Raw genomic sequence first — 20824 nt, forward strand, 5'->3', positions numbered from 1 at the left:
GCCCGAGGCGGCCGGATCGCCCCGATCAGGGTCGGCGCTCGTCCACCCACGCGCCCGCGACCATCACCGCGCGCACCTGAAGCGCGTCGTCCAGGACCACCAGGTCTGCCTGCTTGCCCGGCTCCAGGGTGCCGATCCGGTCGGCCAGGCCGAGTGCCCGCGCGGGTGTGGCCGAGAGCGAGCGCACCACGTCGGCGATCGGCAGGCCGCTCGCGACACCGTTGCGCAGCGCCTCGTCCAGCGTCAGCGTGCTGCCCGCGATCGAGTCGCCGCCGGCGAGCCGGGCCACCCCGTCCACCACGTCCACGGTCATCACGCCCAGCGGGTAGACGCCGTCCGGCATGCCCGCCGCGCCCATCGCGTCGGTGATGAAGGCGACCCGGTCCGGGCCCGCGCTCGCGTACGCCAGGTTGACCACACTGGGGTGCAGGTGCACGCCGTCGTTGATCAACTCGACCACCGCGTCGCTGTCCTGGAGCAGCGCGGTGACCGGCCCCGGCTCGCGGTGGTGCACGCTGCGCATCGCGTTGAACAGGTGGGTGGCCACACTCGCGCCGGCGGCCAGCGCTGCGTGGGTCTGCCGGTGCGTGCCGTCGGTGTGCCCGACCGCCGCGATCACCCCCTCGTCGGCGAGTCGGCGCACCAGGTCGACCCCGCCCGGCAGCTCCGGGGCCAGGGTGACCATGCGGATCGCGCCGTTCGCCACCTTGAGCAGCGTGCCGACCTCGTCCCGATCCGGCGCGCGCAACTGGGTCGGGTCGTGCGCGCCGCAGCGGGCCGCACTCAGATACGGGCCCTCCAGGTGCAGCCCCGCCAGCAGGCCGTCGTGCACGAGCGGGGAGAGCGTGCTCACGATCCGCAGCAGGTCCGCCGGGGACGCGGTGACCAGGCTGGCGACCGTGGTCGTGGTCCCGTGCGAGCGATGGAATTCGGCCACCCGCAGCGCCTCGTCGGGATCGCCGGAGGTGTACGAACCACCCCCGCCGCCGTGCACGTGCATGTCCACGAAGCCGGGCACGATCCAGCCGCCCGCGAGGTCGACCACCGGTTCCGAGCCGTTCGGCCGACCGGGGCCGGCGAAGGCGATCCGTTCACCCACCACGTGCACCGAAGCGCCGTCGACCACCCCGGAGGGCAGCACCACGCGCGCATTGCCGAGCACAGTCACCCGCGCACCTCCAAGGTGTCCCACGCGATCAGTCCGGCGCCTCGGCAACCGGCCTCGTCTCCGAGTGCCGCGGTGACCAGCGGCGGCACGTGTTGGACCACGGCGCGCTCGGCGAGCAGCGTCCGCAAGGGGCTGAACAACTGCTCCCCGGCGAGCGAGAGTCCGCCGCCGATGACCAGCAACTTCGGGTCGTACAGGGCGAGTCCGGTGAGCAGGCCGTCCGCGAACGCGGACAACCCCTGACCCCACACCGCGGCCGCGACCCGGTCGCCCGCGGCGACCCGGGCGACCACCTGGGCCGCGCTCAGCGGCGGGTCGTCGCCCGGCGCGGCCTCGGCGAACGCGTGTGCGATCGCGGGTCCGGAGAAGTGCGCCTCCAGACAACCGACCGCCCCACACGTACATTTACCCCCGCCGGGGCGCACCGTGATGTGCCCGATCTCGCCGGCCTGCCCGTGCGCGCCCGGGTAGGGGCGTCCGTTCAGCACCAGCACCGAGGCGAGCCCGGTGCCGATCGCCACGAACAGGAAATTGTCGCAGTCGCGCCCCGCGCCCAGCCGGCCCTCGGCGAGCGCACCGGTACGCACGTCGTGGCTCAAAGCAGCCGGTAGCCCCAGTCGGTCGGCGACCAGCGAGCGCAGCGGCACCTCGCGCCACTGGATGCTGGCCGACCACACCGCGACGCCCGCCGCGTCGTCCACGATGCCCGGCACCACCACACCCGCCGCACGAGGCACCCCGCCGAGTTCGACCGCCCGATCGCGCAGTGCCTCGGCGAAGTCGACGATCCCCGCGACCACCGCGTTGGGGCCGTCGGTGCGTCCGGTCGGGCGCCGCTCGGAGTAGACCAGGCCGCCGTTCGCGTCCACGACGCCGCCCTTGATGTCGGTGCCGCCGACGTCGAGTGCGACGACGTAGTCCGCGCCGGACAGGTCGGACGGCGTGATGTTCACGTGCGGCATCGGCGTCTCAAGTCTGGTAGATGGGGCAGATTGTCGGCCCGAGGGCGGGTGGATCCGAGAATGCGCGTTTGTGCTCACTGGATAGCAGTTGAAAACATGAACATGCAACAGCATCGTTGAGTGAGCGCACCCTCACCGAAACCCCCGACGCGTGACGCGCGCGGGTGGCCGGGGAGGATGGTCGCAACGATCCGACACGAGTCGGGCGGGCTGTCGGACGGGCGGGAGGTCGCGGGTGAGTCGTTACGAGCGGTGGGGTGCACTCCTCGAATTGCTGGCCAAGCACGGCCGGCTGGAGGTCGAGGACGTGGCCTCGGAGCTGGACGTCTCGCCCGCCACGATCCGCCGCGACCTGGACCAGCTCGCGCAGCAGCAGATGTTGACCCGCACCCGGGGCGGCGCGGTCGCGCACGCGGTCTCCTACGACCTGCCGCTGCGCTACAAGACCGCCCGACACGCGTCCGAGAAGCAGCGCATCGCGCAGGCGGTGGCGGCCCTGGTCAAGCCGGGGGAGACGGTCGGGATCAACGGCGGCACCACGATGACCGAGGTGGCTCGCGCGCTGGTGGCCCGGGCCGATCTGTACACCGAGGGCGACTCGAACGCGCAGGCGTTCACGATCGTCACCAACGCGCTCAACATCGCGGGCGAGCTCGCCGTGCGGCGGCACGTGAAGATCGTGCTCACCGGCGGGGTGGCGCGCCCGCAGTCGTACGAGCTGATCGGCCCGCTCGCCACCGGGATCCTGCGCGAGGTGGCCCTGGACGTGGCCATCCTGGGCGTCGACGCGATCGACGTCGAGCACGGCGCGAGCGCGCACCACGAGGGCGAGGCGAGCATCAACCAGTTGATGGCCGCCGGCGCCGGTCGGGTCGTGGTGGCCGCCGACTCGTCCAAGCTGGGCCGCCGCGCGTTCGCCCGGATCTGTCCGCTGGACAGGGTCGGCGTGCTCGTGACCGACACCGCCGCCCCCGAGGAGGCCACCGCGGCGTTCGTGGACGCGGGCGTGCGGGTCATCCGGGTCTGACACGCGGGTCGTTGGGGTCCGTTGGGGTCGTTCGGGTCGTTCGGGTCCGAGACCCACCGAAACTCCGGCCGAAACCCCGGGCATTGTCGCCTGTCAATGCTGCCGAATCGTTTTTCCAACCAACTCTCCGGCCGGTGCGACGCACAATTCGCGCACAACCGGAATGGATCATTCGAAGAAGCGTCGATGGACCACTTCAAGATCCAATAGGCGTCCTCCGTGCCGGTTCTCCGCATCCGCGCCCGCACGGGTAACGAATTGCCCGGCAAACTGCCTCGACCTCTCCAACCAATCGCAGGATTGGTGTAGACCTTTCTTCCGGCGAGGTGTTGACTGCCGACACGGCGAGTCCGCAAAATGCTCGATGCTGCTCAAGAGTTTTCTCCAAATCCGTGTTGCGAACAGTTTTGCGCATGTGCACGCATGGGGTTTAGCGCCACGAAACCCTGCCCAACGGTCCTGTTTTCCCGAAGGCATGAAGGCGGTTCTGCGATGAAGCGGCACCAGATGGCATTGGCGGCGACAGGACTGTCGGCCGCACTGCTTCTGTCAGCGTGTGGTGGGTCGGACGACGACAGCGACGACAGCAAGGGGGCGACCCCCGGCGCCTCCGGGCCCGGTGCTCCCGCCGGCGCCCCGAAGGACGGCACGATCAAGTTGGTCGTGGCGGACTACGGCAGCGGCGACGGCAGCATGCAGAAGTATTGGAACGGGGTGATTTCGAGCTTCAACGCGAAGTACCCCGGGATCAAGGTGAACCTGCAGGTCATCAACTGGGATGACATCGACAAGCAGGTCGCGACCATGGTCCAGAACAACGAGATGCCCGACCTGCTGCAGACCGGCGGTTACGCGGACAAGGTCGTCGACGACCTGCTCTACCCGGTCGACGACATCATGTCGCCCGAGACCAAGGCCGACTTCGTGGAGTCCTTCACCCCGGCCGCGACCGTGAAGGGCAAGCAGTACGGCATTCCCTTCACCTCCAGCACCCGGCAATTGATCTACAACACGGATCTGTTCACCAAGGCCGGCATCACCGAGCCGCCGAAGACCTGGGACGAGCTCAAGGCCGCCGCGACCAAGCTCAAGTCCGCCGGCGTGGCGACCCCCTTCGGCCTGCCGCTCGGCAAGGAGGAGGCCCAGGGCGAGTTCATGAACTGGGCGCTGGGCAACGGCGGCGGTTACCAGACCAACGGCAAGTACACGGTCAACAGCCCGGCCAACGTCGAGGCGCTGAACTGGGTCAACGACAACCTGGTCAAGACCGGACTGACCGAGTCCAACCCCGGCACCAAGAACCGCAAGGACGTCTACACCGACTTCTACGGCGGCAGTGTCGGCATGGTGAACAGCAACCCCACCATGATCGCCACGCTGAAGAAGGACTACCCCAACCTCAAGTACGCGACGGCGCCCATCCCCGGCAAGACCGGCCCGCTGAACGAGACGCTGGGTGTCTGCGACTGGATGATGGCGTTCAAGAAGAACGGCCACAAGGACCAGATCAAGGCGTTCGTGGACCACGCGTTCAGCACCGAGCAGCAGATCAAGTTCCAGGAGCAGTACAGCTTCCCGCCGGTGACCAAGTCGGTGATGGCCAAGATGACGGCCAACCCCGCCAACGCCGGCCTCAAGCCGTACATCGACCTGCTGCCGAAGGCGAAGTTCTACCCGCTCAACGACGTTGCGTGGGACGTGCTCTCGCCCAAGATCAAGGAGCAGCTCGGCAGCGCGGTCTCCGGCAAGTCCCCCAAGGACGTGCTCGACCAGCTCCAGAAGGAAGCCGAGTCGGCCGTCGCCCAGCAGAAGAGCTGACGCCGCACCGGACAAGTCCGCGCACCGAACGAGGAGGACGGCCCCGTGGCCGAAACCGCCGTACGCAGAGCGCCTTCCGTGGGCACCAGAGTCAAGAAGGCGCTCGCCCCGCTGCCGTGGATCGGCCCGGCCGTCCTCCTGATCGGTCTCGTGGTCCTGTGGCCCGTGGTCGTGATGGTCTGGAGCTCCTTCCAGCGCATCCGCCGCACCGGCATCGTGGTGGGCCCCAACGGCACCGACAACTACACCAAGCTGTTCGACGAACCGGACTTCGTGGCCGTGTTGTGGAACACCGTGGTCTGGGTGCTGGTGGTGGTCGCCATCACGCTCGTGTTGTCGCTGTTCCTGGCCCAGCTGTTCAACCAGCACTTCCCGGGCCGACGCTTCGCCCGCTGGGCGATGATCGTGCCGTGGGCGGCGTCGGTCTTCATGACCGCCGTCGTGTTCAAGTGGATGCTGCACGAGACCCACGGCGTGATCAACACGCTGATGGTCGACCTGCACCTGATGGACGCGGGCAAGGACTGGCTGGGCAGGCCGTCCACCGCGATGCCGTGGATGATGGCGGTCGCCGTCTTCGTCTCGCTGCCGTTCACCACCTACACCCTGCTCGCGGGGCTGCAGACGGTGCCCGGTGAGGTGTACGAGGCGGCCCGGATCGACGGCGCGTCCACGTGGCGCACCTACCTGTCGATCACCCTGCCGCTGCTCAAGCCCGCGATCCTGGTCGCGGTCGTGATCAACCTGATCAACGTGTTCAACTCGTTCCCGATCATCTGGGCGATGACCAACGGTGGTCCGGGCTACGAGACCGCGACGACCACGGTGTTCATGTATCAGCTCAAGGCGTCGGACATCGGCGAGAGCGCGGCGATGTCCGTGGCCAACTTCGCGATGATCATCATCCTGGTCGCGTTCTTCCTCGTCGTCAGCCGCGGGAACAAGGAGACCGACCGATGAGCACCGTCGTGACCGCCGAGCCGGACGCCGGCGCCCCGCAAGGACCTGCGGGCGTGGCCGGCGGCAAGGGGAGCAGGCGCGGGAAGCCCGTACTCGGGGGCTCGAAGTACAGCCAAAAGCAGCTGTGGTTCGGTGCGCTCGCGTGGGTGATCGCGATCGTGTTCGTGGCGCCGTACATCGAGATGGCGATCACCGCCCTGCGACCGAAGGACGAGTTGACCAGCGACGGCTATGTGCCGTCGAAGTTCGAGTGGGCCAACTTCGTCGACGTCTGGGACAAGTCCACGCTCGGCGACAACCTCAAGGTCTCGTTGCTGGTCGCGGGCATGTCGACGCTGCTCGTGCTGGTGGTCTCGCTGCCCGCGGCCTACTACACCGCGCGCAAACGGTTCCGCGGCCGGGGCGTCTTCCTGATGCTGGTGCTGGTCACCCAGATGTTCCAGCCGACCTCGCTCCTGGTGGGCCTGTACCGCGAGTTCTACATCCTGGATCTGCTCGACTCGTACTGGGCGCTCGTGCTGGTCAACGGCGCGTTCAACCTGGCCTTCTCGGTGTGGATCCTGACCGCCTACTTCAGCGCGATCCCGGTCGAGCTGGAAGAGGCCGCGATGATCGACGGTGCCTCCCGTCTCGGGGCACTGCGTCGGGTCACGCTGCCGCTGGCGATGCCGGGCATCGTCACCGCGGTCATCTTCACCTTCATCGCGGCGTGGAACGAGTTCACCGTCGCGCTGGTCCTGGTGACCACCCCCGACAAGCAGCCGTTGACGGTCGGGATCAACAGCTTCCTCGGCGCCTACCGGGTCGAGTGGCAGTACCTGTTCGCCGGGTCGGTGGTGGCGATCGTGCCGGTGGTGATCCTGTTCGCGTACATCGAGAAGCACGTCGTGTCGGGGTTGACGGCGGGGTCGGTGAAGTAGGTCGGGAGCGGTCGCCCGAATCGTTTCGGGCGGTCGTGCTCGACCCCGGACGACGCGAAGCCCACAGGTCTCGGGGGCCTGTGGGCTTCGGCGTGTCCGGGCGCGGGTCCTGGTGGGGCGGTTACGGCAGGGTGATGTGGTACGCCTTGCGCAGCGTCTCGTGCACGGTCCACACCGTCTCGTCGCCCTCCTGGAGCACGCACGCGTCGCCGGGGCCGACCTCGATCGTCGCGCCGCCGCGGATCTCGATCGTGGCGCGGCCGGAGACCACCACGAACAGCTCGTTGGCCTCGGTGTCGGTCACCACGCCGGGGGTGATCTGCCAGATGCCGCGGATCTGCCTGCCGTCCTCGGACTCCCACAGGACCTTGCCCGAGACCTCGGGCGTGCCGGAGACGATCTGCGCCGGGTCGAGCGGGTCGGCTTCGAGCTCGGCGTCGGGGATATGGACGGCAAAGGTAGACATGCGGCGGAGCATATAGGCCAACCGGACGGCCGCCGCCGGCGGGTGATTCGTAGGCTTTTCCGGCGAATCACCGTGCCGGTGCGGTCCCGCGTCGGTATCGGCGGGCACAATGCCCGAGAGCGGGTCGACGGGCCCGCCCGAGGCACCGAAGGGAAGACCGATGGGTGAGGAGCACGACGTGCGGCCGGAGCCGCCCGTGATTCCCGGGCAGGGCGCCGCGGCGACCGCACCCGACGCGACCCCGGCCGGCGGCCTGTCCGAGCGGGACCGGGACATCCTCGAATTCGAGCGCCAGTGGTGGAAGCACGCCGGGGCCAAGGAACGTGCCGTGCGCGACCGCTTCGGCTTCTCCGCGACCCGCTACTTCCAGGTACTGAACACCCTGCTCGACCGGCCCGAGGCGCTCGAACACGACCCGATGCTGGTCCAGCGGCTGCGTCGGCTGCGCGAGGCCCGCCAGCAGGCCCGCTCCACCGTGCGTCGTACCGGGCACTGAGAGGCCCGGGTGTTCACGCGCCGCAAGGACGAGTACGACGTATTCGACGGCTTCGGCCGCTACGGCCTGATCTGGACCAACGAGAACCCGGGAGCACCCGACCCGGAGCAGGCCGCCCCGGGAGAGGGGGAGGCCGAGGTGGACGCCGGGCGCGAACTGATCGGCGGCCTGCGGATCGACGACTCGCCCGCGCCGACCAGGTCCCGGCGAAGCCTGATCGTGCCGGTGGCCGTACTGGCGGCCCTGGCCCTGGCCGGCGCGCTCGCCATCGCGCAGGAGGAACCCGCGACGCGGGCGGCGGCGGGTCGGGAGGGCCGGCACACTCGGGCGGCGGCGCCCGCCCCGGTCCCCGCGCCGGCGTCCGCCCGCCCGGTACCGCCCGCCCCCGCGCCCCCGGTCCCGAGGGGCAGCCGAGGCAAGGTCGTCGTGCTCGACCAGACCAAGGTCCCGGCACTGGCCAAGCGCATGGCCCGCCGCCTGGAGGCGGCCGGCTGGGAGGTGACCGGAACCGACACCTTCCGCGGCGCCGTCCCGGCGACCACCGTCTACCACCCCGCCGACCTGGCGCCGCAGGCCCGAGCCCTGGCTGCCGCCCTCCCGGGGATCAGCCGCGTCAAGCCCGCCTTCGCCGGCATCCCGCGGCACCGGCTGACGGTGATCGTGGTCGACGACCAGGTGGTCCCGTTGGCGGATCGGATGCTGGGGTCGCTGACCACGCGGTAGCGACCGGGGCGCGGGAGGAACGTGATGCCCGCGCGGGCTCGTAGGGAGCGCGGCGCCCGGCGGCGTGGCCGGGAATCCGCGTCGCACTCCGGCGGCGGGTTAGGTTGGTCGGCATGACCTCGAACCGGTCCACGCTGCCCGAACCCACCACGCCCGCCGGCCGGGTCGGCCTCGCCGCGCTGCTCGACGCACCCGCCCAGGCGGTCGTCGCGCTCGATTTCGACGGCACGCTCGCCCCGATCGTCGACGATCCGGAGCATGCCCGCGCCGATACGCGCGCGGTCCTGGCGCTGTCCCGACTGACCCCGCATCTGGCCGCGGTGGTGATCGTCACCGGGCGGCCCGCCGCGGTCGCGGTGGAGTACGGCCGCTTTCGCGGCGTCGCCGGTCTGGAGAACCTCGTCGTGCTCGGCCACTACGGCCTGGAGCGCTGGGACGCGGCGACCGGGCGGGTCAGCGCCCCGGAGCCGCCGCGCGGGGTGCACGAGGTGCGGCTCGAACTGCCCGACCTGCTGCGCTCGCTCGACGCGTGGAGCACCACGTGGACCGAGGACAAGGGCAGCGCGCTGGCCGTGCACACCCGCCGCGCCCCCGATCCGCAGGCCACCCTCGACCTGCTGCGCGGCCCGCTCGGCGAACTGGCGAAGCGGCACGACCTGGTCGTCGAACCCGGGCGCTACGTGCTGGAGTTGCGCCCCCGGGGGATGGACAAGGGGCGCGCGCTGACCGGCTTCCTCGCCGAACGCCGGGCCGCGACGGTGTTGTTCGCCGGGGACGACCTCGGCGACCTCGCCGCGTTCGAGGCCGTCGAGGACCTGCGCGGACAGGGCGTGGCCGGGCTCACCGTGTGCAGCGGCTCGGCCGAGGTGCACGCCCTCGCCGAACGCGCCGACCTGGTCGTGGCCGGCCCGGAGGCAATCGCGGACCTGCTCGACGCGCTCGCCGACGCGGTGGAGGGCCGGTAGAGCCCGCTTTACGCATCCCCCTCGCCGCACGGCTCCGGTGTGCCGTCCGCGATCGCGAAGCGGGCCCTGGGGTCGAGCAGCAACGTGACCTTCACGCCCGCCGGTTGAGCCGTACGCACGCTCAGGTCCGGGGAGACCCGGATCCCGTGTTCGGTCAACGTCGCGCGCGCCGCCGCGTATTGGGCCGGGGTCAGGCGGTAGGCGCAGGGTGGTTCGAGCGGCGCCGCCCGGGTCGCGGGCAGGTCGTCGGCGCCGTCCAGGTACACCCGCTCCGGGCCGTGCTCGGATCGGGCGCGCGAGGCGCGGACCGCCGACGCGACGGCCTCGCCGCGTTCGGCCGCCATCCGCAGCGTGGCGCGGGCGGCCACCAGGTGCGCCCCCACCCGACGGCGGTGGAGCAGGGCCGCGTCGGCCCGCTCCAGGGCCGATGTGGGGTTGGCGTCGACCTCGACCAGGACCGCGACCGCGTGGTCGAGCGCCGCCGCATTGCGCAGCAGGCGCTCGTCCCCGTCGCCGCCGAGTCGGCGCCCCGCCGGGTCCACGCCGTACACGTCCGACGCCCACCCCGCCGCGCGCAGCGCCGATCCGATGCGATCGCGCGCCAACTCTGTGGCCAGTCCGCGCAGTTCGGGGTCGACGTTGAGATTGCGCGGCCACAGATACAGGGTCGGCGCGACGTAGGCGTCCGCCGGCACGTCGAACTCGTGCAGGTCGTGCACGATGTGCGGACGCGTCTCGCGCAGCACCCGCCGGACGGCCCGCGCCTCGGGCGAGGCCACCGCCAAGTGGTCGCGGTTGAGGTCCACCCCCTCGGCCGTCGCCCGGGTGCCCGCCGCCAGACCGTCGGGGTTGGGCGTGGGCAGCACCAAAACGGTGACCCGCTCCAGGAGTCGGCGACCGGCGGCCGAGCGGTCGTCGGCCAGGTCCCGGACCAGCTTCAGGCACGCCTCGCGCCCGGCCGGCTCGTCACCGTGCTGGCCGCACACGAACAACACCCGGATCGGCTCGGGCACCGTACGCACCCCGGATACCGTGATCAGCTCCACGTCCCGGCCGCGCGCGCTGCCGCCCACCCGGGTCACCGTCACCCGCGCCGGCGCCCACCCGGCGCGATCGGGGCCCGGTGCCGCCGCGATCAGCTCGCGCATGAGGTCCCGCTCCTCCGCCGGGGTGGTCCAGGACAGGCCGCCCCGACGCTCGAACCCCGTGGTGGTCCGGCCGCCGCGACCGCCGCTCGCCGGTGCCGGGCCGAGCGCGACGCCGGCCACCAGCGCCACCAGCAGCATCGATCTCGCCGCGCGCGTCGTCCACGTCCGCCACGCCCTCATCCGTGCACCACCGTCCCCTCCCACGCGCAAGTCCCCCGACCCCTGCGGGACTTGCCCGAATTGCACACCCGGAACGGCGGGAATCGCGCACCCGGGACACCGAGCATGGCCCGGCAAAGGGAGTTGATGGCAGAGCCCGACTGGCCTAGGCTCGCTGATTCCGCTGTCCCACCCAGTGCAGTGATCGGGAGCCGTGATCGGTGCCCGGCACCGGTGGGCCGCGCGGGCCGCCACCCGAATCGGGCAGCCGGCCCGTGCCCTCGCAGGGGCGCACCAGGACGGGCCACCGAGCCCGGCCGGGCTCCGATATGTCAGCGCCACGAATCGGAGACAGTCATGTCCGCGCCCGCCGCCGTCCCCGACCCCACCCTGCCCGCCGACCCCGCCCCGACCGCCGCCGACCGGGCCGAGGCGAACCCCGGCACCGACGCGCTCGCCGTCGAACGCGCCTACCTGGACGCCTCCCGCGCCGCCCTGCGCCGCATGCGCGAGGAAACCGAGGCACTGGACCTGCGCGACGTCGGCGCCACCGCCGTCGCGACCGAGACCGCCCGGCACCTGATCGCCAAGCGGCTCGCCGCGCTCGGCGACCACGCCGGATCCCCGTTGTTCTTCGGCCGGATCGACGGCCGCTTCGCCGACGGCGTCGAGGGTGTCGAGCCGATCGAGGTCACCGCCGACCCGGACAAGGCCGTCGAGTCGTTCTGGATCGGCCGCCGGCACGTGCACGACGAACTCGGCGACCCGATGGTGGTGGACTGGCGCGCCCCGCTGTCGCGCTCCTTCTACCGGGCCAACCGGGCCGATCCGCTGGGCGTCGAACTGCGCCGTCGGTTCGGCTGGACCGCCGGCGAGCTGACCGCGTTCGAGGACGAGCACCTGACCGACCCCGACGAGGCGGAGAGCGCCAGTGGGATCCTCGCGGCCGAGATCGAGCGTCCCCGCGTCGGCCCGATGCGCGACATCGTCGCCACCATCCAGCCGGAGCAGGACGAGATCGTACGCTCCGACCTCGGCCACACGCTCTGCGTCCAGGGCGCGCCCGGCACCGGCAAGACCGCCGTCGGCCTGCACCGCGTGGCCTGGCTGCTCTACGCCTACCGCGACCGTCTCGCTCGCAGCGGCACCCTCGTGGTCGGCCCGAACCGCTCCTTCCTCGACTACATCCAGCAGGTGCTGCCCGCTCTCGGCGAGGTCGAGGTCGGCCAGACCACCGTCGAGGACCTGGTCACCCGCACCTCCAAGATCAAGGTCCGGGCCCTCGACGAAGCGGTGCCCGGCACGATCAAGGGCGACGCGCGGATGGCCGCGGTGCTGCGCCGCGCGGTCTGGTCCGGTCTGAGCGAACCGCGGGAGTCGGTGGCCGTGGTCCGCGACTCGCGCACCTGGCGGCTCGCGGTGTACGAGGTCGAGGAGCTGGTCACCGCGCTGCGCGGGCGCGACGTGCGCTACGGCGCCGCGCGCGACATGCTCCGGCAGCGGATCGCGCACGCATTGTTGACCAAGATGGAGGAGCGCGGCGAATCCCCCGACGACCGGGTGCAGGACGCGGTCGCGCGCAGCCGGCCGGTCAAGGCGGCGGTGGACGCGATCTGGCCGGCGGTGGACCCGCTCAAGCTGGTCTTCCGGCTGCTGAGCGAACCCGAGTTCCTGGCCGCCTGCGCGGACGGCATCCTGACCGCCGACGAACAGGCCGCGATCGTCTGGGCCAAACCCCCGCGCTCGGCGGGCGCCGCGCGCTGGACCGTGGCCGACGCGGTGCTCGTGGACGAGACCGCCGACCTGCTCCACCGCACCGGCGGCTACGGGCACGTGGTGATCGACGAGGCGCAGGACCTGTCCCCGATGCAGCTGCGCGCGGTCGGCCGGCGCTGCCCCACCGGCTCGGCCACCGTGCTCGGCGACATCGCGCAGGGCACCACCCCGTGGGCCACCCCCGGCTGGGCCGAGACGCTGCGCCACCTCGGACACGAGGGAGCCAGGATCGAGGAACTGACCCGGGGCTTTCGGGTGCCGCTGCAGATCCTGGAGTTCGCGAGCCGGTTGTTGCCGCTGATCGCCCCCGGCCTGGCGCCGGCCTCCTCGGTCCGGCAGGCGGCGGGTGCCCTGGAACTGCGCGCGGTCGAGCCGGACGAGCTGGCCGCGCGGTCCGCCGAGGCGGCCGTCGAACTGCTCGACCACGAGGGCTCGATCGGCCTGATCTGCGCGGACGCGCGAGTACCCGAGGTCGCCGCCGCCCTGCGGGCGACCGACGTCGCACACCGGGTCCTGGGTACGGACGGCGATCTCGCCGCGGCCCGGATCAGCGTGGTCCCGGCATCGCTGGCCAAGGGCCTGGAGTTCGACCACGTAGCGGTCACCGAGCCGGCCGAAATCGTCGCCGCCGAAGCCCAGGGCCTGCGCCGTCTCTACGTGGTACTGACCCGCGCGGTCTCCGGCCTGATCGTCCTACACGCAGCCCCCCTGCCCACCCCCCTGACAACCCCTTAGCCCTCGGGCCGCCGCCCGCCGGCACACAGGTCCCCCATCGCGGCCACCCCCATGGCGCGTCAGCGCCCACGCCCCCGGCCGGCCGACCCCTCGCGAGCAGGCGCAAAGCGCCCAACAATCCGAGTGAACCGCGTGTGTCGAACCGGTTGGTGGTCGGCTTCGCTCGCTCGTTCTGCCATGCTGGCCAAGTGGAACGCATCCAGGAGTCCGCGACCGTGACGCTGCGGGACCAGTGGGCCCGGCTCGTCGGTGAGCACGCCGAGGCCGGCGCCGTCGTCGAGAGCCTGCTGGCGCGCTATGCCGAGCCGCACCGCCGCTATCACGACACCGACCATCTGCGCACCGTGCTCGACCTGATCGGCGAACTGGCCTACGAGGCCGACGACGCCGACGCGGTCATGCTCGCCGCGTGGTTCCACGACGCGGTCTACGACCCGGCCCGGGCGGACAACGAGGAGCGCAGCGCGCGCCTCGCCGAGCGCGGGCTGCGCGAGGCGGGCGTGGCGCCGGCCCTGGTGGCCGAGACGGCGCGCCTGGTCCGGGTGACCGCCGAGCACGCGCCCGGCGAGCACGACCACAACGCCCACGTGTTGTGCGACGCCGACCTGGCCATCCTGGCCGCCGACCGGGAGCGCTACGAGGCGTACACCGCGGCGGTGCGCGAGGAGTACGCGTTCGTCCCGGACGAGGCGTTCCGCGCCGCCCGGGCCGCCGTACTGCGCGACCTGATGTCGCTGCCCCGGCTGTTCCACACCCGCCTGGGCGCGGCGCGCTACGAGGAGGCGGCCCGCTTCAACATGCGCGCCGAACTGGAGCGTCTGGAAGGCAGCATCCCGCGCCAACAGTCCTGAACCCGGTCCGCCGGATCCCGATCCGAGCCCCGGCTCGGCGCCCGGGCCCCGCGGCGCGCCCGGCCGGGGTCAGCGCGGGCTGTACCGCTTGCGCCGGCGCAACCCCGCCCTGGTCAGCCGGACCACCAGCTCCCGGCTGGAGACCGGCTCGGCTCCCCGCTCCAGCGCGCGGGCGTACAGATCGGCCGGCACGTCGTAGTGGTCCCGGTCGAACGCGCGTTCCGGTGCACCGAGTTCGCGCGCGAACTCGTGCAACTCGGCATGCGAGACGTCACTGACCAGGTGCGACCACAGCCGCCCGCGTCCGGGCCAGGCCGGGGGATCGATGAGAAGAGCCACGGGCTCGATTCTCGTACACATTCGGCTCCGCCGCGGTCGGGCGCCCGCCGGCCCCCCGCGATCACCCACACTGGGCACATGAGCAAGGATCCCACCGACGTCGCCCTGCTGACCGCCCGCGCCCTGGTCCTGGCCGACCTGCGCACGCACGGCGCCGAGACCCCCGAGACGGTGACCGTCGTCGAGCACGCCCTGGTCGAGCGCAAGTGGTGGGTCGAGCAGTGGCCCGACGGCGCCGCCTACGTGCCCGGCCTGATCGGCCAGGACGTGCAGGAGGCGCTGGCCGAGCAGGGCCGGGTGTGGCCGCCGTGCCCGCTGCACGACGACCACCCGCTCTACCTCGAACCCGAACTCGGCGAGGACCCGCACTGGGTCTGCGAGCGGGCCGGCACCGTGATCGCCCCGCTCGGCGCGCTGACCTCGACTCAGCCGCCGAACGAGCGCGCGGTCAAGGACGCGTAGATCGGCCGGTCGGCGCCCACCGCGTACGCGCCGACCCAGCCCTCGCCCTCGGCCCGACCCACGGTGACCCCGGCGTGGACGACCTCCCGGGTCGTGGTCACCACCTGGTCGGCGCCGGCGCCCAGAGCCGCCTCGGCCCGCCGCTGCTCCTCGGCGTCGGCGGCCCGCAGCGCCTCGGCGAGCACGTCGTACGGGTCGCCGGCCGCCGCGCCGTCGCCGCCGGGCAGGGTCAGTACGGTCCGACTCGGCGGTGGGTCGGCCGGGTCGTGCAGACCGTGGCGGATTGCCTCCGCGCCGTAGCAGAACCGGATCAGCGGCGCCCACATCGCCGACCAGTACGCCCGCGAGGGCGCCCGCTCGATCCCGGCGACCTCGCCGTCGAGCAGCACCACCGCGCCGACCTGATCCGGCACGCACTCGAACTCGGCGACGAAGCGCTCCAGTTCGAGGGCGTAGTGCTTCGTGAACAGCACCAGGTTGCCGGTCTCGGCGAGGCCGGCGGAGGCGTTGAACCGCTGTACGGCCGGCCACAGCCGGCTGTACCCGTCCGTGTCGGCACTCGCCGAGGCGGCGGCGCGCAGCGTGAGCGGCAACACGGCGAGCGGCTGCGGCCCCGCCGGGATCAGCCCGGACTGGGTCTGCTGCACGCACATCGCCGCGTCGAACGCCAGCTCGCTCGAGGGCTCGACCAGCGCGGCCCGGGGCATCGCGTGGTCCTGCGCGCTGCGCTCGACGAGCACCGCGAGGTGACACGGGACCAGCGCGACATGCGGGCTGTGGTTGACGAAGGTGAGCGTGCCGTAGCCACTGGTGCCGATCCACAGATCGGTGGGCACGGTGACGGTCGGCGCGTCGACGGTGTCGCCGAGCAGCGGCAGCACCTGCATCCGACCGACGCTCTGCACCCGTCCGAGGGTGCAGTCGGCCAGCAGGTCGCCGATCGGCAGCGTGTCGTGGGCGAGGGTGGTCATGCGGTCACCTCCGGGTGGGCCAGGCGCAGCAGCGCGGGTATGGCGGCGGTCGGGTCGGCGGCCAACATCAGTCGGCACCAGGCGAGTTCGAGGGCTTCGGGACGGTGGACGGGGGCAAGCGGCAGGTCCGGCGCGTAGCCGCGCAGGCCGCCCGCCTCGGCGGCCAGGACGGGGGAGAGCTGGACCACCGGCACCGCGACGCCGAGGGTGCGCGCCGCGTCGAGCACCTGGGCGAACCGGCCGGCGGGCGCGTTCTCGTAGCCGTCGCCGACCACCACGATCAGCTCCGCGCCGGTACGCAGCGCGGCGACCAAGGCCTCGGCGGCGGCGGTCGGGCCGGCGGGGTGGACCAGCCGGCCGTCCGGGACGCCGCCGACCCACACGTCGTGGCAGGTGCTCGCCGCCGCCCGCAGTGCGTCGCGCAAGGCGAGCACGGCGGCGATCGGCCGCAGCGGCTGGTCGGTGCCGCCGCGCATGGAGGCGGAACCGTCCAGGACGAGGGCGATCCGGCGGCCGGCCAGGTCGAGTCCGGCCGCGGTGCGCGCGGCGCGCCGGTCGAGCGCGGCGGCGACCTCGGCGGTCATGCCCTCGGCGAACGCGTACAGGTAGAGCCGGACCGCGTCGTAGCGGTCGAGGTCGACCTCGACCGTCACGCCCGCCCGAGCGGCCTGCCGCTGTCCGGCCAGCCGCTGTCCGACGGTGAGCCGGGCGGCGGTCAGCTCCAGGACGCGGGCCGGCTTCTCGTTTGGGTGGAACCGGCCGCGCAGCCCCTCCAGGGTTTCGAGCGGCAACGCCGCGCCCGCGTCCAGGTCGGTGCGGGCTGCCCGGTACGCGACCGGGAGCGGCAGCGTGTACGGCCCCTCGGCGCCGAGCACGAACGCGACGCACTCGCGCACCGCGGCGGGATCGGCCCGGTCGGCCGCCCAGCGGTCGATCTCGCGGGCGAGGATGCGGTGTTCCTTCGGGTCGAGTTCGCCTCCGGCGAGTCGCTTGGTCAAGATCGCGCGCAGGATGCCGCTCAGCCGCAGACCCCACGCGTGCCGCAGGGCGCCGGCCAGCTTGTCCCGGTAGCGCACCGACCACAGTTCCAGGGAGGTGGAGCCGAGCACGGTGCGCAGGATCAGTCGGCGCACCCGCGCGTTGTTCACCCGCCGCTCGGCCAGCAGGGCGAACAGCTTGAGCCGGCGCGGCACGGTCAGCGCGGCGACCGCGGCGTGGACGGCGTCGCCGTCGTGCTCGTGCGCGGGCGTGCCGAGCAGGTGCAACACGCCGAGCTGCCGGCTGCGGTCGGTGGCCCCGGGGGAGCACACCAGGCCCGCGTACAGCCGCCGGTCCAGCGCGGCCATCGCGCGGTGCGCGTCCTCTTCGAGGGCGAGCTGCTCGTCGCGGGTGTTGTAGAAGGAGGCTCGTCCGGTCGCTGCCACGGCGACGTCCAGGAAACGCACGACGGTGGCGGCGGCCTCGGCACGGGCGGGGTTGTCGGCGCTGAGCGCGCGCACGATCTCGGTCTCGGTCATCGAAATGGGCTCCCCCGTGGGCACCCGGGGCAGGTCGCGGGTCCGGTGTTGGTCTCGGTACGTAGCCGGGACCGCTTCCAACCCATGGGAAACGGCACTGTACGAACACGCAGTTCCCCGGGTGCGATGGCATGCGACTTCGGGCAGGTCACGGGTCCCGGATAGGGATTCGAACCCCAAGCACCCCAAAAGCGCTTGTACGCCATGACAGAAGGAACACGTAGTTCCCGAAGTCGCGTCACGAGCCTACGAGCGAGCGACCGGCGATGCCGGCGAATATCACCGCGGCGGGAAGCCCGAGGTGTCCAACTCGATCCCGAAGGGATCGGGGATGACGACCAAGCCGCCGAAATCGACACGTTGCACCCGCTGATAGACCTTGCCGTCGGGCTCGGAGTACAGCGTTGCCGCCGGGCCGTCCTTGTCCCACCGATCGACGAGCAGGTACAGCGGAATCGGTCCGTGTGCGTACGCCCGCAACTTGTCGACGCGGTCGATGCTCGCATTGCTCGGGGAAGTGATCTCGGCGACGAGAAGAATCCGATGCGCCGGTGTCGGCGTGGCCACGTCTTCCCGGGCCATCACCACCAGGTCGGGAACACACAGGCGACCCACCGACATGATCTCCACACCGAGATGCTGAAACGCGCCGCATCCGGCGGGAGCGGCCCGGCGCAGCTGCCAATGGATGTCGTCCGCGATCAATTCATGCTGGTGCGCGGGTGGCGGCGACATCGTGATGTTCTCTCCGTCGAACTCGGCGCGCCAGCCTTCGGGCACGTCCAATCCCTGCCACATGGTTACGATTTCGCGCCAGGCGGTGCTCACCTCGATCACGGGTGCGGTCATCTCGTCCACCTCGCCTACCTCGATCCATGCCGTACAAGAACGACGCTACGGTCGCCCGGAGACCATTTCAGGGTAAGTCGCCTGTGCCACTCGAACGAGCGAACACGCTTCGAACAGCGGTGGAAGGACCCGCAGGGACGCGAAAGAGGCGGCCCCCCGAAGGGGACCGCCTCTCGCGTGGAGCTACCGACCGGGTGGGTCGGGACTACCGATCCTCAGCGGATCAGAAGTCCATGCCGCCCATGTCCGGGGCGCCGCCGCCGGCCGGAGCGGCGTTCTTCTCCGGCTTGTCGGCGATGACGGCCTCGGTGGTCAGGAACAGCGCGGCGATCGACGCGGCGTTCTGCAGCGCGGAACGGGTGACCTTCGCCGGGTCGATGATGCCCTCGGCGATGAGGTCCACGTAGTCGCCGGTCGCGGCGTTGAGGCCGTGACCCGGGGTCAGGTTGCGCACCTTCTCCACAACCACGCCGCCCTCGAGGCCGGCGTTGACCGCGATCTGCTTGAGCGGGGCCTCGACGGCCAGGCGCACGATGTTCGCGCCGGTGGCCTCGTCGCCGTCCAGGTCGAGCTTGTCGAACGCGATGGTGGACGCCTGGAGCAGGGCCACGCCACCACCGGCGACGATGCCCTCCTCGACGGCGGCCTTCGCGTTGCGCACCGCGTCCTCGATGCGGTGCTTGCGCTCCTTGAGCTCGACCTCGGTCGCGGCACCGGCCTTGATGACCGCCACGCCGCCCGCGAGCTTCGCCAGGCGCTCCTGGAGCTTCTCGCGGTCGTAGTCCGAGTCGGAGTTCTCGATCTCGGCGCGGATCTGGTTGACCCGACCCGCGACCTGGTCCGAGTCACCGGCGCCGTCGACGATGGTGGTCTCGTCCTTGGTGACGACGACCTTGCGGGCGCGGCCGAGGAGTTCGAGACCGGCGGTGTCGAGCTTGAGGCCGACCTCCTCGGAGATGACCTGGCCACCGGTGAGGATGGCGATGTCGCCGAGCATGGCCTTGCGACGGTCGCCGAAGCCCGGAGCCTTGACGGCGACGGACTTGAAGGTGCCGCGGATCTTGTTCACGACGAGCGTGGCCAGGGCCTCGCCCTCGACGTCCTCGGAGATGATCATGAGCGGCTTGCCCGACTGCATGACCTTCTCGAGGAGCGGGAGGAGGTCCTTCACCGAGGTGATCTTCGAGTTGACGATGAGCACGTAGGCGTCTTCGAGGACGGCCTCCATGCGCTCCATGTCGGTCGCGAAGTAGGGCGAGATGTAGCCCTTGTCGAAGCGCATGCCCTCGGTGAGCTCGAGCTCGAGACCGAAGGTGTTGCTCTCCTCGACGGTGATGACGCCTTCCTTGCCGACCTTGTCCATGGCCTCGGCGATCATCTCGCCGATCAGGGGGTCAGCGGCGGAGATCGAGGCGGTGGAGGCGATCTGCTCCTTCGTCTCGACGTCCTTCGCGAGCGCGAGCAGCTGCTCGGAGACGGCCTCGACGGCCTTCTCGATGCCACGCTTGAGGGCCATCGGGTTCGCGCCGGCGGCCACGTTGCGCAGGCCCTCGCGGACGAGCGCCTGGGCGAGGACGGTCGCGGTCGTCGTACCGTCACCGGCGACGTCGTCCGTCTTCTTGGCGACCTCCTTGACCAGCTCGGCACCGATCTTCTCGTACGGGTCCTCGAGCTCGATCTCCTTGGCGATGCTCACACCATCGTTGGTGATGGTGGGCGCACCCCACTTCTTCTCGAGCACGACGTTGCGGCCCTTGGGGCCCAGCGTGACCTTGACGGCGTCGGCGAGCTGGTTCATCCCGCGCTCGAGGCCGCGGCGCGCTTCCTCGTTGAACGCGATGATCTTGGCCATGTGGTGAAGTCCTCCCAGAACGGGGGTGAGTGCCGGACCGCACAGGTGCCCGCGACGGACGACCCGACCACCGCGAGGATCCCTCCCTCACGGGTGCCGAGCCTCACCGGCCCGGTCCGTTTCTGTCACTCTCACATCCAGAGTGCTAACGCCAATGATTAGCACTCGACCATGCCGAGTGCAAGCGCAACGAGCGGGTCCGGGCCCCTCGGCCCACACCCGCGCGTGTCACACACCACCCCAACCCCCCACCCGGGCCCCGAGGGCGCAGCCCGTCCACATGCCGCGGGGCTCGGCCTCGGCCGCCCGACACGGGTACGTGTGCGCCCCCGCCCGCCTGCACGGCCCCCGGCCGGGCCCGCCCGCCCCGGCACGTCCGGAGCGGCCCCGGAACGGGAATCCAGGCTGCCGGGCCTGCGGTGGTTGCGTGGTCGCGTGGTTCGGACCCCGGCGTTGCCCGCACGGCCGGGACGGGTTCGGATGTGCCGCCCCTGGGCCTACATCGGGTTCGGGCGTCGCGCCGCCCCGGCTCACGTCGGGTCCGATCGTGCCGCCGGGTCGTCTGTGGCCATGCCGAGTTCGGGTGCCGTGCCTGTGGTTGTGCGGGGGCGGGTGGCGGGCTCGGCCGCGTCGTCCGCATCGCTCTGGTGGGCCGCCTCC

19 protein-coding genes are annotated in these 20824 nt (G+C 71.6%); 10 read left to right on the forward strand and 9 right to left on the reverse strand.

Annotation, left to right across the window (positions count from 1 at the left end):
* Positions 1 to 25 precede the first annotated feature (25 nt).
* Both nagA and ACWGR4_RS11715 read right to left on the reverse strand, forming a co-directional pair.
* Positions 26 to 1168, reverse strand: coding sequence for an N-acetylglucosamine-6-phosphate deacetylase (nagA, locus tag ACWGR4_RS11710; protein ID WP_452131285.1), 1143 nt, complete (start codon positions 1166 to 1168; stop codon positions 26 to 28).
* Positions 1165 to 2121 carry an ROK family protein gene (locus tag ACWGR4_RS11715; protein ID WP_452131286.1) on the reverse strand — a complete coding sequence of 319 codons (957 nt, stop codon included), beginning with the start codon at positions 2119 to 2121 and terminating at the stop codon, positions 1165 to 1167. Before ACWGR4_RS11715 ends, nagA begins: the two co-directional genes overlap by 4 nt.
* 244 nt (positions 2122 to 2365) lie before the next feature.
* On the opposite strand from ACWGR4_RS11715, the gene ACWGR4_RS11720 reads away from it, so the two are divergent.
* The 4 genes from ACWGR4_RS11720 (at position 2366) to ACWGR4_RS11735 (ending at position 6855) form a co-directional block, all read left to right on the forward strand.
* On the forward strand, positions 2366 to 3157 hold the full coding sequence (locus ACWGR4_RS11720) for a DeoR/GlpR family DNA-binding transcription regulator (RefSeq protein ID WP_379999300.1): 792 nt from the start codon (positions 2366 to 2368) through the stop codon (positions 3155 to 3157).
* A 492-nt stretch (positions 3158 to 3649) separates the two neighbouring features.
* Positions 3650 to 4975 (forward strand): extracellular solute-binding protein, encoded by a 1326-nt coding sequence (locus ACWGR4_RS11725; protein ID WP_379999302.1) that lies wholly within the window; start codon positions 3650 to 3652, stop codon positions 4973 to 4975.
* 78 nt (positions 4976 to 5053) lie between these two features.
* Positions 5054 to 5935: a carbohydrate ABC transporter permease gene (locus ACWGR4_RS11730; RefSeq protein ID WP_379999304.1), complete on the forward strand. Its 882-nt coding sequence runs from the start codon at positions 5054 to 5056 to the stop codon at positions 5933 to 5935.
* Positions 5932 to 6855: a carbohydrate ABC transporter permease gene (locus ACWGR4_RS11735; protein WP_379999306.1), complete on the forward strand. Its 924-nt coding sequence runs from the start codon at positions 5932 to 5934 to the stop codon at positions 6853 to 6855. The genes ACWGR4_RS11730 and ACWGR4_RS11735 overlap by 4 nt, the downstream gene beginning before the upstream one ends.
* Before the next feature lie 121 nt (positions 6856 to 6976).
* On the opposite strand, the gene ACWGR4_RS11740 is transcribed toward ACWGR4_RS11735, so the two are convergent.
* Positions 6977 to 7321: a cupin domain-containing protein gene (locus ACWGR4_RS11740; RefSeq protein ID WP_379999308.1), complete on the reverse strand. Its 345-nt coding sequence runs from the start codon at positions 7319 to 7321 to the stop codon at positions 6977 to 6979.
* A 160-nt stretch (positions 7322 to 7481) separates the two neighbouring features.
* Here ACWGR4_RS11740 and ACWGR4_RS11745 point away from each other — a divergent pair, with 160 nt between their 5' ends.
* From ACWGR4_RS11745 to otsB, 3 genes are all read left to right on the forward strand, one after another.
* The gene (locus ACWGR4_RS11745) at positions 7482 to 7817 is read left to right on the forward strand and encodes a DUF3263 domain-containing protein (RefSeq protein ID WP_379999310.1); all 336 of its coding nucleotides are present in this window, start codon (positions 7482 to 7484) and stop codon (positions 7815 to 7817) included.
* A 9-nt stretch (positions 7818 to 7826) separates the two neighbouring features.
* Positions 7827 to 8540: a LytR C-terminal domain-containing protein gene (locus tag ACWGR4_RS11750; RefSeq protein WP_452131287.1), complete on the forward strand. Its 714-nt coding sequence runs from the start codon at positions 7827 to 7829 to the stop codon at positions 8538 to 8540.
* Between the two features lie 113 nt (positions 8541 to 8653).
* Entirely contained in the window at positions 8654 to 9505 is an 852-nt protein-coding gene (gene otsB, locus ACWGR4_RS11755) for a trehalose-phosphatase (protein ID WP_379999315.1), read from the forward strand.
* Between the two features lie 8 nt (positions 9506 to 9513).
* Here the strand turns inward: otsB and ACWGR4_RS11760 are convergent, their stop codons facing one another.
* A complete protein-coding gene (locus ACWGR4_RS11760; protein ID WP_379999317.1) occupies positions 9514 to 10833 on the reverse strand; it encodes a M14 family metallopeptidase in 1320 nt (439 codons plus the stop codon).
* Positions 10834 to 11169: 336 nt separating this feature from the next.
* Between ACWGR4_RS11760 and ACWGR4_RS11765 the strand changes: the two genes are divergently transcribed.
* Positions 11170 to 13323: a HelD family protein gene (locus tag ACWGR4_RS11765; RefSeq protein WP_452131288.1), complete on the forward strand. Its 2154-nt coding sequence runs from the start codon at positions 11170 to 11172 to the stop codon at positions 13321 to 13323.
* Between the two features lie 188 nt (positions 13324 to 13511).
* Positions 13512 to 14174, forward strand: coding sequence for an HD domain-containing protein (locus ACWGR4_RS11770; protein WP_379999322.1), 663 nt, complete (start codon positions 13512 to 13514; stop codon positions 14172 to 14174).
* 69 nt (positions 14175 to 14243) lie between these two features.
* On the opposite strand, the gene ACWGR4_RS11775 is transcribed toward ACWGR4_RS11770, so the two are convergent.
* Positions 14244 to 14513 carry a DUF4031 domain-containing protein gene (locus ACWGR4_RS11775; protein ID WP_126640748.1) on the reverse strand — a complete coding sequence of 90 codons (270 nt, stop codon included), beginning with the start codon at positions 14511 to 14513 and terminating at the stop codon, positions 14244 to 14246.
* Between the two features lie 78 nt (positions 14514 to 14591).
* On the opposite strand from ACWGR4_RS11775, the gene ACWGR4_RS11780 reads away from it, so the two are divergent.
* Entirely contained in the window at positions 14592 to 14975 is a 384-nt protein-coding gene (locus ACWGR4_RS11780) for a hypothetical protein (RefSeq protein WP_379999325.1), read from the forward strand.
* Here ACWGR4_RS11780 and ACWGR4_RS11785 read toward each other — a convergent pair.
* The 4 genes from ACWGR4_RS11785 to groL form a co-directional block, all read right to left on the reverse strand.
* Positions 14939 to 15946 carry an ARPP-1 family domain-containing protein gene (locus ACWGR4_RS11785; protein ID WP_379999327.1) on the reverse strand — a complete coding sequence of 336 codons (1008 nt, stop codon included), beginning with the start codon at positions 15944 to 15946 and terminating at the stop codon, positions 14939 to 14941. The genes ACWGR4_RS11780 and ACWGR4_RS11785 overlap by 37 nt on opposite strands.
* A complete protein-coding gene (locus tag ACWGR4_RS11790; protein WP_452131289.1) occupies positions 15943 to 17463 on the reverse strand; it encodes a hypothetical protein in 1521 nt (506 codons plus the stop codon). Before ACWGR4_RS11790 ends, ACWGR4_RS11785 begins: the two co-directional genes overlap by 4 nt.
* A 279-nt stretch (positions 17464 to 17742) precedes the next feature.
* Positions 17743 to 18312 carry a Uma2 family endonuclease gene (locus ACWGR4_RS11795; RefSeq protein ID WP_452131290.1) on the reverse strand — a complete coding sequence of 190 codons (570 nt, stop codon included), beginning with the start codon at positions 18310 to 18312 and terminating at the stop codon, positions 17743 to 17745.
* Positions 18313 to 18535: 223 nt separating this feature from the next.
* Complete coding sequence (groL, locus tag ACWGR4_RS11800; RefSeq protein ID WP_379999334.1) at positions 18536 to 20164, reverse strand: chaperonin GroEL; 1629 nt, start codon at positions 20162 to 20164, stop codon at positions 18536 to 18538.
* Positions 20165 to 20824 lie beyond the last annotated feature (660 nt).

The sequence above is a fragment of the Embleya sp. NPDC055664 genome (genome assembly GCF_053618075.1).

Excerpts from the sequence above, each read along its gene's own strand:
- ACWGR4_RS11725 (WP_379999302.1), top strand. The coding sequence starts at position 3,650 with ATGAAGCGGCACCAGATGGCATTGGCGGCGACAGGACTGTCGGCCGCA.
- ACWGR4_RS11735 (WP_379999306.1), top strand. The coding sequence starts at position 5,932 with ATGAGCACCGTCGTGACCGCCGAGCCGGACGCCGGCGCCCCGCAAGGA.
- ACWGR4_RS11740 (WP_379999308.1), bottom strand. The coding sequence starts at position 7,321 with ATGTCTACCTTTGCCGTCCATATCCCCGACGCCGAGCTCGAAGCCGAC.
- ACWGR4_RS11745 (WP_379999310.1), top strand. The coding sequence starts at position 7,482 with ATGGGTGAGGAGCACGACGTGCGGCCGGAGCCGCCCGTGATTCCCGGG.
- otsB (WP_379999315.1), top strand. The coding sequence starts at position 8,654 with ATGACCTCGAACCGGTCCACGCTGCCCGAACCCACCACGCCCGCCGGC.
- ACWGR4_RS11760 (WP_379999317.1), bottom strand. The coding sequence starts at position 10,833 with ATGAGGGCGTGGCGGACGTGGACGACGCGCGCGGCGAGATCGATGCTG.
- ACWGR4_RS11765 (WP_452131288.1), top strand. The coding sequence starts at position 11,170 with ATGTCCGCGCCCGCCGCCGTCCCCGACCCCACCCTGCCCGCCGACCCC.
- ACWGR4_RS11780 (WP_379999325.1), top strand. The coding sequence starts at position 14,592 with ATGAGCAAGGATCCCACCGACGTCGCCCTGCTGACCGCCCGCGCCCTG.
- ACWGR4_RS11785 (WP_379999327.1), bottom strand. The coding sequence starts at position 15,946 with ATGACCACCCTCGCCCACGACACGCTGCCGATCGGCGACCTGCTGGCC.
- ACWGR4_RS11790 (WP_452131289.1), bottom strand. The coding sequence starts at position 17,463 with ATGACCGAGACCGAGATCGTGCGCGCGCTCAGCGCCGACAACCCCGCC.
- ACWGR4_RS11795 (WP_452131290.1), bottom strand. The coding sequence starts at position 18,312 with ATGACCGCACCCGTGATCGAGGTGAGCACCGCCTGGCGCGAAATCGTA.
- groL (WP_379999334.1), bottom strand. The coding sequence starts at position 20,164 with ATGGCCAAGATCATCGCGTTCAACGAGGAAGCGCGCCGCGGCCTCGAG.